Source organism: Myroides pelagicus, from assembly GCF_009711055.1.
GTDB lineage: Bacteria > Bacteroidota > Bacteroidia > Flavobacteriales > Flavobacteriaceae > Flavobacterium > Flavobacterium pelagicum.
The window spans coordinates 57,071-70,174 of record NZ_WMJY01000009.1 but is presented as its reverse complement, the minus strand read 5'-3'; the positions used below and the strand labels follow the sequence as shown (position 1 = coordinate 70,174).

The window sequence follows — 13,104 nt, the reverse complement described above, 5'->3', positions numbered from 1 at the left end:
TTTAAAATTGTTGTAATCTGTTGCTGAATTTGTCTAAGAATAAATCTGCATCTGCTTGACTTAGATTTAATGCTGGCAACAACCGAATTACGTTAGGACTTGCAGTTCCCGTGAAGATGTGGTCTTTTATTAAAAGGTCTTTACGTACATCCTTTAACTCAGGAGCAAGGTCTATACCGATCATCAATCCCTTTCCTCTTACTTCCTGTATTTTGTCTAATTTCTTTAACTCGTTGATTAGATAATTTCCTATCTGAGCCGTATGAGCCATTAGGTTATCTTGTTTCATCACTTCCAAGACAGACAATGCCGCTGCACATGCTAGGTGATTTCCACCAAAAGTAGTTCCCAACTGTCCATGCCAAGGTGTAAACTGCTCTCCAATAGCAATTGCTCCAATAGGAAATCCGTTCCCCATTCCTTTAGCCATAGTATATATATCTGCCTGTACTCCACCGTCGTTTACAGCATAGAACGATCCTGTACGTCCATATCCACACTGTACCTCATCTGCAATAAATACTGCACCATACTGTGTAGTCAGTGTTCTTATTTTTGCTAAGAAACTATCAGTGGCCACTTGTATTCCCCCTACTCCTTGTATTCCCTCAATAATTACAGCTGTTACCTCATTTCCATAAGAAGTAAAGGCTTTTTCTAATGCTTCTTCATCATTAAAAGGTAAGAATACAATATTATCTGTTTGGTTAACTGGAGCAACAATCTTTGGGTTATCAGTAGCAGAAACTGCAAGTGATGTTCTTCCGTGAAAAGCTTTGTCAAAAGCGATTACTTTCTTTTTACCATTGTAAAAAGAAGCAAGTTTTAGAGCATTTTCATTTGCTTCTGCTCCAGAATTACACAAGAATAGTTGGTAATCATTTATCCCTGCTACCTCTCCTAATAATGTAGCTAATTGCTCTTGTTGAGGTATCTGTATTGAATTAGAATAGAATCCGATTTTGTCTAATTGGTCTTTTAATCTCGTCACATAGTGCGGATGAGTATGACCGATAGAGATTACAGCGTGACCTCCATATAAATCCAAATACTCTTGACCGTTGTTGTCGTATACCTTACTCCCTATTCCCTTTACGATTTCGATAGGGTTAAGCGGGTAAACATCATATAATTTCATCATAATACTCTTTTGTTAGAAAGCTGAAGCTTTCAGTTGTAAACCTATTTTTTCGTCCAATCCGAATAGCAAGTTCATATTTTGGACTGCCTGTCCACTTGCCCCTTTAAGCAAGTTGTCTATTGCACTTGTTACCAGCACATCATTTCCGTCTTTTACGATAGACACAAGACATTTATTAGTATTCACAACTTGTTTTAAGTCTATCCCCTTTTTGCTTATATGTGTAAAAGGGTGCGAAGCGTAGTAATTAGTGTATAATGCATAAAGCTCTTCTTCTGTCAAAGTCGATTCAAACATTACACTTGCAAATATTCCTCTGCTAAAGTCGCCACGCTCTGGTATAAACTTAATGTTCTTTGCATATCCAGGTTGTAGCTGCGTTAAGCTCTCTCCTATCTCATTCAAGTGTTGGTGTGTAAATGCTTTGTACACCGAGATGTTATTTGCTCTCCAACTAAAGTGAGAAGTAGTAGATAAACTCTGTCCCGCTCCAGTAGATCCTGTTAAGGCATTGATGTAGATAGCATCTGCCAACTGTCCTATACTTGCCATTGGCAATAATGCTAACTGTAGTGCTGTAGCAAAACAACCAGGATTGGCTATATAATGTGCTTTCTTAATCTGCTCTCTATTTAGTTCTGGCAAGCCATAAACAAACTTTCCTGCTGTCTCTTTTAAACGAAAATCTTGGCTTAAGTCTATGATCTTAATCTCACTGTTTATCTCATGTTCTGCCAAAAACACTTTAGAATCACCATGACCCATACACAAAAATAACACATCAATATCTTGGTCTAACGTCGCACTAAACTGTAGGTCTGTATCGCCAAACAAATCTGTATGTACTTCATAAACAGGCTTACCAGCACTGCTGTTCGAGTGTACAAAAGCAATCTTTACTGCTGGATGAGGTAGTAGAAGTCTCAACAACTCTCCTCCAGTGTAACCTGCTCCACCTACTATTCCTGCTTTAATTGTTTGCATATTATTCTTGGTCTTGGTTATTTACTTTGTGCCAAATCATTACTTGGTTTCCAAATATCTTAGAGAATCCTTTTACATCTTCCCCTGTCCAAGCATTGTTCATTTCTCCGTAGCTACCAAACTTGTTAGACATTAGATCGTGTTCTGACTCTATTCCAATCACTACAAAACGATGTGGATGCAACTCTACAATTACCTTCCCGCTTACTGTTTGTTGTGTACTTGATAAGAATGCTTCCATATCTCTCATCACTGGATCGTGAAATTGACCTTCGTGAAGGTAATTTCCATAGAAAGAAGCTAACTGCTCTTTCCAGCTTAATTGCCACTTAGTTAACGTGTGTTTTTCCAACGTATGGTGTGCTTTCACTAAGATAATTGGTCCTGCTGCCTCAAATCCTACTCTTCCCTTGATACCAATGATTGTATCACCTACATGGATATCTCTTCCAATTCCAAATGGTTGAGCCATGTCTTGAAGCTGCTGGATTACCTCAGTAGGTTTTAATTTTTTACCATTTAACGCCACTGGTTCACCCTTTTCAAAAGTTATTTCAATTGTCTCAGAAGTTGATTTAGTGATTGGCGTAGGCCATGCTTCTTCAGGTAAATACTGATGAGAAGTTAAAGTCTCTTTTCCTCCTACCGAAGTTCCCCATAGCCCTTTGTTAATCGAATATTTTGCTTTTTCAGCGTTAATCTCTACGCCGTGTTTTTGTAAAAATGCAATCTCTTCTTCTCTACTTAATTTCAAGTCTCTAATAGGAGTAATAATTTCTACATTAGGCACTAAGATATTGAAGATCATGTCAAAACGAACTTGGTCATTCCCAGCTCCAGTACTACCATGAGCCACTGCTTGTGCTCCTATTTTCTTTGCATAGTTTGCAATAGCAGTTGCCTGACATACACGTTCTGCACTAACAGATAATGGGTAAGTGGCATTCTTTAACACGTTACCAAATATCAGGTACTTAACGCTATCGTTATAGTAATCATCAGTTTCGTCTATAGTCGTGTGCGATGCTACACCTAAAGCATAAGCTTTTTCTTCAATTATTTTTATTTCCTCAGCATCAAATCCTCCTGTGTTTACAACTACAGAGTGAACCTCATATCCTAATTCTTCTTTTAAATATATTACACAGAAGCTAGTGTCTAAACCTCCGCTAAATGCTAGTACTATTTTCTTATTATTCATTTTGGTCAATTTTTTAAAATAAAGTTGTCTTTTTAACTGTTTTCTTGATTTGGATTTGTAGGCGTTTTAAAAGCGAATTTTTTTTCTGCATATTTTTTAAACGCTCTTTAGCTTTTGTTCTTTGGTCAATTTTTGCGCGAAGTTCTTTCTCTTTAACGATAGGATTCCACAACATGGCTGTACACAGACAGTTTTTCTTGTCTTTACTTTGTAAGATTTGAAAGTTGATACAGCTTTCACAGCCTTTCCAAAAGCTTTCATCTTGTGTAAGTTCAGAGTAAGGTACTGGTTCATAACCCAATTCAGAGTTTATTTTCATAACAGCAAATCCTGTTGTAAGTCCAAAAATTTTCGCACTAGGATATTTCTTTCTAGATAGTTCAAAAATGCGTTTTTTGATAGTTTTTGCTAGCCCAAATTGTCTGAATTCTGGATTGACGATTAAGCCTGAATTGGCAACGTAATCCTCATGACTCCAAGTTTCTATATAACAAAACCCAGCCCATCGTCCATCTATATGTAAAGCTATAACAGCTTTTCCTTCAACCATTTTGTTTGCAACATACTCTGGCTTACGTCTAGCTATACCAGTCCCTCTAGCTTTCGCTGACTGAGCCATTTCTTCGCAAATTTGTTCTGCGTATCCTACATGTGTTTCATTTGCAGGTATCACAATAAATTGATTTGAATTCATTTCAAAAACAAAGAATTAAAATCAAATAGCCAAAAGCACAGATGTAATTCTTGTATACAAGGTTGCCTTAGGTTAATTGAATAACGTTAAAAAAATCGATTATATATAAACAGATATAATGCCAAGTTTAGCATTAATCTAAAAATTAGCTTAAAAAATTAAGCCCGCGACCGGGGAGTCCGCGAGTTCAACACATAGAAAACCTCAGCAACCTGATGTGTGTTGCTGTACATATTTTTAGTGATATATGTTATTGTTTTCTGCATTGTATTTATTTTCCTTTAGTTGGAAGTACAAAGGTTTGTAATAATTTTTTGATTATACAAGTTTTTTTTTAAATAATTGAAGAATCTAATAGTTATCTTTGTTTAATATCATAAATATGATTTAGTGAAAAGACAAATTGTTATTCATAAAACATAACTACTTGATATGTATGTTTTTAAAAGGCAGTTCTACGTTTTTTTCCTTAGAAAAATACTAACTTGTCCCTTTATTATCTCAAACAGAAACTCATACGTCTTATCGAATGCTTTAGTCAGCATTGTTTTGTGAAATTGTTCAGGTTACTGCAACTAATCATCTGCTTACTGACATTATTTTACCATGCTCTCTTGACCTATACGTGCAGTATGCGTGCACTTTGCTTGCCAAGGAAGTAATCCTGGGCTCGTAAACTGCACCTATTCTGCAAGTATAGCTATAGCTTGGCAACAAATATTGTTTTTTGGGAATTTCTAAGAGTCAAAATAAGGTATTTAGTTTTCAAAGAAAATTGTTTTCCCATTTTGTATCAGACTAGTTATTTAGTGTCAAAAATAGCCTATTTTATGGCATTAAATAAACAGACATTAGCGTTTATCTCCTGGCAAGGTAATGATGTATAGAAAGATATGCTAGAGTACAAAAAAAATGAACCTCAAACGGAGATTCATTTATAATATTTTGAAAAATAAAGGTTTATGCTTAATAACTTACTAAACTTTTTACTTCATAGTTTTTTAGCCTGTCTCTGCCGTGTAGGAAGGATAATTCCATTAGAAAGTTTAACTGTACAATTTCTCCTCCTAAACGTTCTACTAGTTTACAGACAGCTTCAGCTGTCCCCCCTGTAGCAAGTACATCATCGTGAATGAGGATGCGTTCACCTGGTTTAATTGCATCAGCGTGCATCTCTAAGATATCAGTACCATATTCAAGTGCGTATTCTTCCGAAATCTTATCAAAAGGGAGCTTACCTGGTTTGCGCACAGGAATAAATCCTACACCTAACTCTGCAGCTAATAATGTTCCAAAGAAAAATCCTCTACTCTCCATTCCAACTACTCGATCTATCTTTTGATCCCCTAGCAAAGTTTTTAGAGCTTTAACGGTTTGTACCGTAGCTTGGTGATCGTTTAGTAAAGGTGTAATGTCTTTAAATCCAACCCCTTTCTTTGGGAAGTCTTGGATATCTCTTATATACTCTTTAATATTAAATTCCATTGTATCGTCAATTTATATTAATTTTCTTGTTGTAAAATAGTGATAATTTTCTCGCAAACGGTTTCCGGTTTGATAGTTCTCATAACATCAGCATAACCTTCGACTTCTTTGTTTCCAAATATTGAAGTAGGTAATAGTGGGTATTGGTCTCTATCGGCAGTAATACAGTTACACATTGGTTGATTGAATGGACTGAACCCTGCATAAGGATGAGTTGCTCCCCATAAAGTTACAACTTTTACTCCTAACATAGCTGCCATATGAGCATTACCTGAATCCATGGAAAGCATTAAGTCTAAGTGCTGAATTAAATTAAGTTCAGCCTCTAACTTTACTTTTCCAGCCATTACAATTACGTTATAATTATCTCTCTTTAACTGATTTAACAAAGCAATTTCTTTCTCTCCACCACCAAACAGCAGGATTGTTGATTTCTCTCTTTCAGCTAGTGTATCGATAACATTTTGCATTAAATCCAAAGGGTATACCTTAGAGCTATATTGAGCAAAAGGGGCAATACCAATCCACTTAGTATTTTTTTCACCTGTAAAAGGGAGTAATTCAGAAACTAGTTTTTCTTGAGCAGGAAATTTAGGGTTTTCTAAGCTAACAGTAAATCCCAGCTTTGACAAGGTTTTACAGTGATTTTCAAACATGGTAGGCAGTGGTTCAAAAACTTTATTTTCAAGTTTAGTGAGCGCTTTTCTACCAGCTCTTCCTTTGTCTAGCGTTGCTACTTTTACTCCTGCAAGTTTAAAAAGTGTTCCGACGATTCTTGATCTCAAAACGTTGTGAAAATCTGCAAAGTAATCTACTTTGAGCTTTCTAAGGTCTGTAAATAGCCTCAATAAGCCTTGAAATCCTTTATGTCGTTTCTTCACGTCTATAGAGAAGAAATCCACGCGGTCAAGGTCTTTAAAAAAAGGTTTGAATAATGGTCGAGAGACTACAGTAACTCGAATATTATGATGTTGTTCTGTCAGTGCACGTAATACAGGAACAGTCATTGCTACATCACCCATCGCCGATAGGCGAAAAACTATTATATGTTTTAAATCTGCCACGAATAATCACAATTTAAATAACAAAAAAGAAAAAGCGTGAAGAGTTGATTCACGCTTTTATGACTTTATGATTGAATACAAAATGTATTATTTTTTATTTTGATACAATACAGGATTTAGTTCCTCATCATTGTACATTTTCATTTGCTTATAAACTTTCATGTACTTCTCCCCGCTAGCGATGTCGTTAAGAAGATCATCAATCGCAGTAGATAAGTCTTTCTTCTGTTCTAATAGCACATCAAGTTTTGCTTGACATTTATCTCTGTGATCTTGTGTAGCCTCAGCTCTAGTAGCCTCTTCATTCATGTGATAGATCTTAAGTGCTAAAATAGAGTAACGGTCAATCGCCCAAGCAGGACTTTCAGAGTTGATTTTAGCTCCGTCTTTTATCGTTACATCTTGATATTTTTGAAGGAAATAGCTATCAATATATTCTACCATATCTGTTCTTTCTTGGTTAGAAGCATCGATGCGACGTTTTAAAGTCAATGCAGAAGCTGGGTCGATTTGAGGGTCTCTGATAATATCCTCAAAGTGCCACTGTACTGTGTCAATCCAATTTTTAAGATATAATAAATGTTTGATATCGTCCTTTGGATAAGGATTGTTAATTGGCTGATCTACATTGTCGAATTTATGATAGTCACGAATACTCTCTTCGAATATAGGGAATGCTAATTCTGAAAACATAATAATAATTTTATTTACAAATATAGTTTTTATACTTTTATGGTACTAATTATACTCCTATGAAAATTCATTATATTTCAGCAGAAAACAGTATTCTAAATCACTTTTTAGCTCAACTACGCGATGTAAATATCCAAAAGGATAGTATGCGTTTTCGCAAAAACATTGAGCGTATCGGTGAAATTATGGCTTATGAGTTAAGCAAAACTTTAGAATACCGAGACTTATCTGTACAGACACCTTTGGGTGTGAAAGAAACTACTTGTGTTAAAGACCCAGTAGTTTTATGTTCTATTTTGCGTGCGGGTTTAGCACTACACACAGGTTTCATGAATTTCTTTGACAATGCAGAAAACGGATTTGTATCTGCTTATAGACGTCATGGAAAGCACGGAGAAGCGAGTGAAATATTGGTAGAGTACCAAGCAGCTCCTTCGTTTCAAGACAAGATTATGATTTTGATTGACCCTATGTTAGCGACCGGTCAGTCACTAGTAGCTGTAATCAATAAATTGCTAACAGAAGAAACGCCGAAAGAAATGCACATAGCTGTAGTAATTGCTGCCCCAGAAGGTGTGAAGCTTTTGGAAGAGCAGTTACCAGATCATATTCACTTATGGGTAGCGACACTAGATGATAAATTAGATGATCACAATTACATTGTTCCTGGTTTAGGAGATGCTGGAGATCTAGCTTATGGACATAAACTATAAAAATAGTTGAGCTCCATAGAAGAATAATCCCAGTAAGAAAATACTCGTTAGTATAATCTCTTTTCTCCATTTTTGCTTAATGCCTTCGATGTGTTTAGTGCCTAGTACTGCTAGAGGGAAGAAAGTAAATAAAAGAACTCCATTACTTTTTTCTGGAGATACAACAAAAATTGCGACACCTATGAGGAAACACAAAATCATTTTCTTGTAGGTGCTTTGCATATTATACGCTTTGTTTTTAATGTCAATTGCTTCTGACAGAAAGAATAATACGGCTATAGAAGAAAAGACAGCGAGAGCAATGTTTTGGTAGGTATTTTCGAAATACATGAAATTTAAACTCACTTGTAGTTTCTTAGTTAACCACTCTAGATAGGTCATATCATTGACTAATAAGTAAATAGTAAGACCGATAAATACTGTAAAGAAGGCTAATAACGGTATAATCCAATTCTTATAATCTTTCGCAACAAAGAAAATAATAGCAAAGAATAAAAGAATCAAGTATAAAATACTCCAAAAATGAAATAATGAGGCTACGAGTATCCATAAGGATGCATCAAAAATCTTTTCTTTTGAATGAGTATTAGAGTGTAAGGAGAAAATACGTCTCAACGCAAGCATGATGAAATAGGCTGAGATAATAATCCTTCCTTCCGTAAAAGTTGACGGAAAAAACAATATGAAAGACACAAATAATAGAGGAACATAAGCGTTGTCATTGACTAGTCTATTCTTAGCGACGATGAATTGTGAAAGCACCATCATTAAAAGGAATAAGAGTAGAAAAAGAAACCTTTTTGCCACTTCGTAGAATGTAATATCCACGGATTCTCCATTGCTTAATTGGAACAAAGAATAGCATATCACTACTAATAGAGTCAGAATGATATAATTAATCGGCTTTGTTTTGCTAAAAATACTTGCTAACATTTATATATTTTATATTTTTGTACCTAGTATAGGTTATTTGAATACTATTTTTTCCAGTAACTTATATAAACGGATTAATAAATAATTTATTTAATTTAAAAATAAAGTATTATGACTTCATTTTTTAACGGAATAGGATTCCTTTTCGAAAAAGTTCTTTTCTTACCGATGGATTTTTTCGCGAAATTAGAGCTTAAAAATTGGTGGACTGCAAATATTCTAACTTGGGTATTTATCCTTATTACATGTTATTTCCTTGTATATTGGTTAAAACAACTTCAAATATTCAAAGCAAATAATGAGGATAACCAAGACACTACAGCCCACTCATTTTTAAAATAGTAGTTTCTTAAAGATCGAAACCTATATCTTTACGATAGTAAATCTTATCAAAATTTAGTTTATCTATGTTTTGATAAGATTTTTTTAGTGCTTGATTGTAACTATCTCCATACGAAGTAACTGCTAATACACGACCTCCATTTGTCACTATTTCACCATCTTTAAGTGCAGTACCTGCATGGAACACTATCGAATCTTTCACATCTTCAATTCCAGTGATTATTTTTCCTTTTTCGTAGTCTTCTGGATAACCACCCGATACTAACATTACCGTAGTAGCAGTGCGTTCGTCTAATTCAATATCCATTGTGTTTAAAGTTTCGTTAGCTACAGCTTGAAAAAGCTCTACTAAGTCTGTTTTTACTCTTGGCATAACTACTTCAGTCTCTGGATCTCCCATACGAACGTTGTATTCAATTACATAGGGGTCATCACCTACTTTAATAAGCCCAATAAATACAAAACCTTTAAAGTCTAGATTGTCTTCTTGTAATCCTTTTACCGTAGGAATAACAACACGCTCTTCTACTTTTTTAAGGAAGTCTTCTGTTGCAAAAGGAACAGGTGATACAGCCCCCATACCTCCGGTATTAAGACCTTTATCTCCTTCTCCTATACGTTTGTAATCTTTTGCAGTAGGTAATAGTTTATATGATTTTCCGTCTGTCAAAACGAAACAACTAAGTTCAATACCAGATAAGAATTCTTCGATAACTACTTTAGAGCTTGCGTCTCCAAACTTAGCGTCTACAAGCATATTTTCTAATTCAGCTTTAGCTTCATTAATATCTTCTAAGATCACAACACCTTTACCGGCAGCTAATCCATCAGCTTTTAGTACGTAAGGAGCTTTTAATGTCTCTAAAAATGCTTTTCCAGCTTCAACAGTATCTTTGGTAAAGCTTTGATACGCAGCTGTAGGAATATTGTGTTTAAATAAGAACTCTTTTGCAAAATCCTTACTTCCCTCTAATTGAGCTCCTTTCATTGAAGGACCAATTACGGGAATATGTTTGATATCACTATCTTGTTTAAAGAAGTCAACAATACCTTTTACTAAAGGATCTTCAGGGCCAACAACGACCATATCGATATTCTTTTCTAAAACGGTAGATTTAACTGCTTCAAAATCATTTGGATTAAGTGATAAGTTTGTTGCTATTTTTGCTGTTCCTGCATTTCCAGGAGCTACAAACAACTCCTTACATTTATTGCTTTGGAGCATTTTCCAGGCTAACGCGTGTTCGCGTCCACCTGAACCTAATAATAAAATTTTCATTAATTGTGCTGTTTGTTATTTAAGGGTCAAAAATAACCTATTTTGACAACTATAAAAAGAGCATACAAATAAAAAAGGCATTAGTTACCCAATGCCTTATATATCGTTATTAAACTTTCTTTATTAAATGAAGAATTGAATACAGATTAATAAATAAATTTACTGAAGTCTTTGTGCTCTTCTTTAAGTAAATCATTATCAGTAAAAGCTTTGAAATATTCAAATGTTTTTTGCATTCCTTCAGCTCTACCAACTTTAGGTTCCCATCCTAAAATATTTTTTGCCTTAGTGATATCTGGACAACGTTGCATAGGATCATTTATTGGCAAATCTTTGTAAATTACTTTTTGTTCAGTTTTAGTTAAGGCTATAATTTCTTTAGCAAAATCAAGAATAGAGATTTCATCTGGATTTCCAATATTGACTGGAAGGTGATAGTCTGAAAGCAATAATCTATAAATTCCTTCTACTTGATCATCAACATAACAGAATGAACGTGTTTGACCACCATCACCAAATACGGTAAGATCTTCACCTCGTAGGGCTTGACCAATAAAAGCAGGAATAACGCGACCATCATTTAGACGCATGCGTGGACCATACGTATTGAAGATACGTACAATTCTTGTCTCAACGCCATGGAAGGTATGATATGCCATTGTGATAGACTCTTGGAATCTTTTAGCCTCATCATAAACTCCTCTTGGGCCAATTGTATTAACATTTCCGTAGTATTCTTCTGTTTGTGGGTGAACCAATGGATCTCCATAAATCTCGGAAGTTGAGGCAATCAAAATACGCGCATTTTTAACACGGGCAAGACCCAATAGATTATGTGTGCCTAATGATCCAACTTTTAGGGTTTGAATAGGAATTTTTAGGTAATCAATAGGGCTTGCTGGTGAAGCAAAATGTAGTATATAGTCTAATTGCCCTGGTATATGTACGAATTTGGTAACATCGTGATGATAAAACTCAAAGCGATCTAAGTGAAAAAGGTGCTCTATGTTTTTAAGGTCTCCTGTAATTAGATTGTCCATGCCGATAACATGGTATCCTTCTGATATAAATCGATCACATAAATGTGATCCTAAAAAACCTGCTGCTCCTGTAATTAGAATACGTTTCATTTCTCTCTTTATTTTAAACGCTAAGTTAATTATCTTTTAGCATAATTGACTTAATGATAATGTCTATTTTAGTAACTGCTTATTATTTCGTGTATTTATAATTAAGAATTCGAATACAGATTAACGCAATACACTATATTTTGGACGTACAGCCTTTGTAGGGTAGGCACCTGTAGAAATAGGGTTAACTTGTACTTCAATGTGATTAGCTTTAAATATATCTACTGCAAAATCGTACCAAGTACAAATTTTCTCTCCACTAAAGTGATATAGCCCATATGATTGTTCTGTTAAGATTAAGGAAAGGATGTATCGAACTAAATCAAGTGCATGAGTAGGACAACCAATTTGATCATTAACGACATTAATTTGTTTTTGTGATTCAGCTAATCGTAACATTGTCTTTTTAAAGTTTTGTCCAAAGTCTGAGTAAACCCATGATGTCCTAATAATGTAATAGGTGCTTAAACAAGCTTGTATATACTGTTCTCCTTTTAGTTTAGAATCACCATAAATATTTATTGGGTTAGGCTGATCTGAGATTAGATATGGTGTGGTTTTTAGTCCATCAAATACAAAGTCAGTTGATAAATGCACGAGTATGACATTAAATTGCTGACAATATTCAGCTAACGATTTTACTGCTTCAGCATTGATCTGATAGGCAGTTTCTTTTTCATCTTCTGCTCGATCAACTGCCGTATAGGCAGCTAGATTTATGCAATAGTCAAATTGCCCTTCCTTAAAGCTTTTTTCTATTTGAGAGGGATTAGTAATGTCTAAATCCTTTGAACTAGCAAATGTAAACGCAATCAGTGGATGTTCTTCTTGAATTGTTTGAAGACATTGACCAACTTGTCCGTTTGCTCCTGTTACGAGTACTTTTTTCATAAAGGTAAAGCATTTTCAAATAATGGTAAGATTTTATCTTTGTCAGAGACAATAACCTTGTCTAAATCGTATTCCCAATCAATATTCAAAAAAGGATCATTGTATAGGATACCTCCTTCTGATTCCTTGTTGTATAAGTTATCACATTTATAAGCGAATATTGCTCGATCACTTTTAACCAAAAAACCATGTGCACAACCTCTAGGAATATAAACTTGCTTAAAGTTAGTATCAGATAAGGTCTGTGTAAATGTTTTTCCGTAAGAGTTTGAGTCTTTTCTTAAATCAACAACAACATCCAATACTTCTCCTTCGATGACGCGAACTAGTTTAGCTTGTTGAAATTCTCCTCGCTGATAGTGAAGACCTCTTAACACACCTTTGGTCGATAGCGATTGATTATCTTGTATAAAACTGACTTCTATTCCTGTCTCATTGGTAAATACAACGTTATTAAAGCTTTCAAAGAAGTATCCTCTTTCGTCGTGAAAGACTTTAGGCTCTATAATTAAACAATTATTTATTGGTGTAGGAATGATATTCATTTGTATCTG

General features: G+C 34.8%; 14 protein-coding genes. 2 read left to right on the top strand and 12 right to left on the bottom strand.

Annotated elements, in window-relative coordinates; all coding sequences use genetic code 11:
- Position 1: 1 nt before the first annotated feature.
- The 7 genes from GJV77_RS05760 to GJV77_RS05730 form a co-directional block, all read right to left on the bottom strand.
- Positions 2-1,141 carry an aspartate aminotransferase family protein gene (locus GJV77_RS05760; RefSeq protein ID WP_155035426.1) on the bottom strand — a complete coding sequence of 380 codons (1,140 nt, stop codon included), beginning with the start codon at positions 1,139-1,141 and terminating at the stop codon, positions 2-4.
- Positions 1,142-1,153: 12 nt separating this feature from the next.
- Positions 1,154-2,125 carry an N-acetyl-gamma-glutamyl-phosphate reductase gene (gene argC / locus GJV77_RS05755; protein WP_155035425.1) on the bottom strand — a complete coding sequence of 324 codons (972 nt, stop codon included), beginning with the start codon at positions 2,123-2,125 and terminating at the stop codon, positions 1,154-1,156.
- A gap of 1 nt (position 2,126) precedes the next feature.
- Positions 2,127-3,326, bottom strand: coding sequence for an argininosuccinate synthase (gene argG, locus GJV77_RS05750; RefSeq protein WP_155035424.1), 1,200 nt, complete (start codon positions 3,324-3,326; stop codon positions 2,127-2,129).
- 13 nt (positions 3,327-3,339) lie between these two features.
- A complete protein-coding gene (locus GJV77_RS05745; RefSeq protein ID WP_155035423.1) occupies positions 3,340-4,020 on the bottom strand; it encodes a GNAT family N-acetyltransferase in 681 nt (226 codons plus the stop codon).
- A gap of 966 nt (positions 4,021-4,986) precedes the next feature.
- Entirely contained in the window at positions 4,987-5,505 is a 519-nt protein-coding gene (locus tag GJV77_RS05740; protein ID WP_155035422.1) for an adenine phosphoribosyltransferase, read from the bottom strand.
- Between the two features lie 17 nt (positions 5,506-5,522).
- Positions 5,523-6,569: a glycosyltransferase family 9 protein gene (locus GJV77_RS05735; RefSeq protein ID WP_162521572.1), complete on the bottom strand. Its 1,047-nt coding sequence runs from the start codon at positions 6,567-6,569 to the stop codon at positions 5,523-5,525.
- Between the two features lie 87 nt (positions 6,570-6,656).
- Positions 6,657-7,262, bottom strand: coding sequence for a DUF4254 domain-containing protein (locus GJV77_RS05730; RefSeq protein WP_155035421.1), 606 nt, complete (start codon positions 7,260-7,262; stop codon positions 6,657-6,659).
- A gap of 59 nt (positions 7,263-7,321) precedes the next feature.
- On the opposite strand from GJV77_RS05730, the gene upp reads away from it, so the two are divergent.
- Positions 7,322-7,975 carry a uracil phosphoribosyltransferase gene (upp, locus tag GJV77_RS05725; protein ID WP_155035420.1) on the top strand — a complete coding sequence of 218 codons (654 nt, stop codon included), beginning with the start codon at positions 7,322-7,324 and terminating at the stop codon, positions 7,973-7,975.
- Here the strand turns inward: upp and GJV77_RS05720 are convergent.
- Positions 7,970-8,908, bottom strand: coding sequence for a DUF6427 family protein (locus GJV77_RS05720; RefSeq protein ID WP_155035419.1), 939 nt, complete (start codon positions 8,906-8,908; stop codon positions 7,970-7,972). The two genes, upp and GJV77_RS05720, sit on opposite strands and share 6 nt — an antisense overlap.
- Positions 8,909-9,019: 111 nt before the next feature.
- Here GJV77_RS05720 and GJV77_RS05715 point away from each other — a divergent pair, with 111 nt between their 5' ends.
- A complete protein-coding gene (locus tag GJV77_RS05715; protein ID WP_155035418.1) occupies positions 9,020-9,250 on the top strand; it encodes a DUF6341 family protein in 231 nt (76 codons plus the stop codon).
- A gap of 7 nt (positions 9,251-9,257) precedes the next feature.
- On the opposite strand, the gene purD is transcribed toward GJV77_RS05715, so the two are convergent.
- The 4 genes from purD to rfbC all read right to left on the bottom strand — a co-directional run bounded on the left by purD (position 9,258) and on the right by rfbC (position 13,095).
- Positions 9,258-10,529 carry a phosphoribosylamine--glycine ligase gene (gene purD, locus GJV77_RS05710; protein WP_155035417.1) on the bottom strand — a complete coding sequence of 424 codons (1,272 nt, stop codon included), beginning with the start codon at positions 10,527-10,529 and terminating at the stop codon, positions 9,258-9,260.
- A gap of 146 nt (positions 10,530-10,675) precedes the next feature.
- Complete coding sequence (locus tag GJV77_RS05705) at positions 10,676-11,659, bottom strand: UDP-glucuronic acid decarboxylase family protein (protein ID WP_155035416.1); 984 nt, start codon at positions 11,657-11,659, stop codon at positions 10,676-10,678.
- A gap of 120 nt (positions 11,660-11,779) precedes the next feature.
- Complete coding sequence (rfbD, locus tag GJV77_RS05700; RefSeq protein WP_155035415.1) at positions 11,780-12,550, bottom strand: dTDP-4-dehydrorhamnose reductase; 771 nt, start codon at positions 12,548-12,550, stop codon at positions 11,780-11,782.
- The gene (rfbC, locus tag GJV77_RS05695) at positions 12,547-13,095 is read right to left on the bottom strand and encodes a dTDP-4-dehydrorhamnose 3,5-epimerase (protein ID WP_155035414.1); all 549 of its coding nucleotides are present in this window, start codon (positions 13,093-13,095) and stop codon (positions 12,547-12,549) included. The genes rfbD and rfbC overlap by 4 nt, the downstream gene beginning before the upstream one ends.
- Positions 13,096-13,104: the final 9 nt, after the last annotated feature.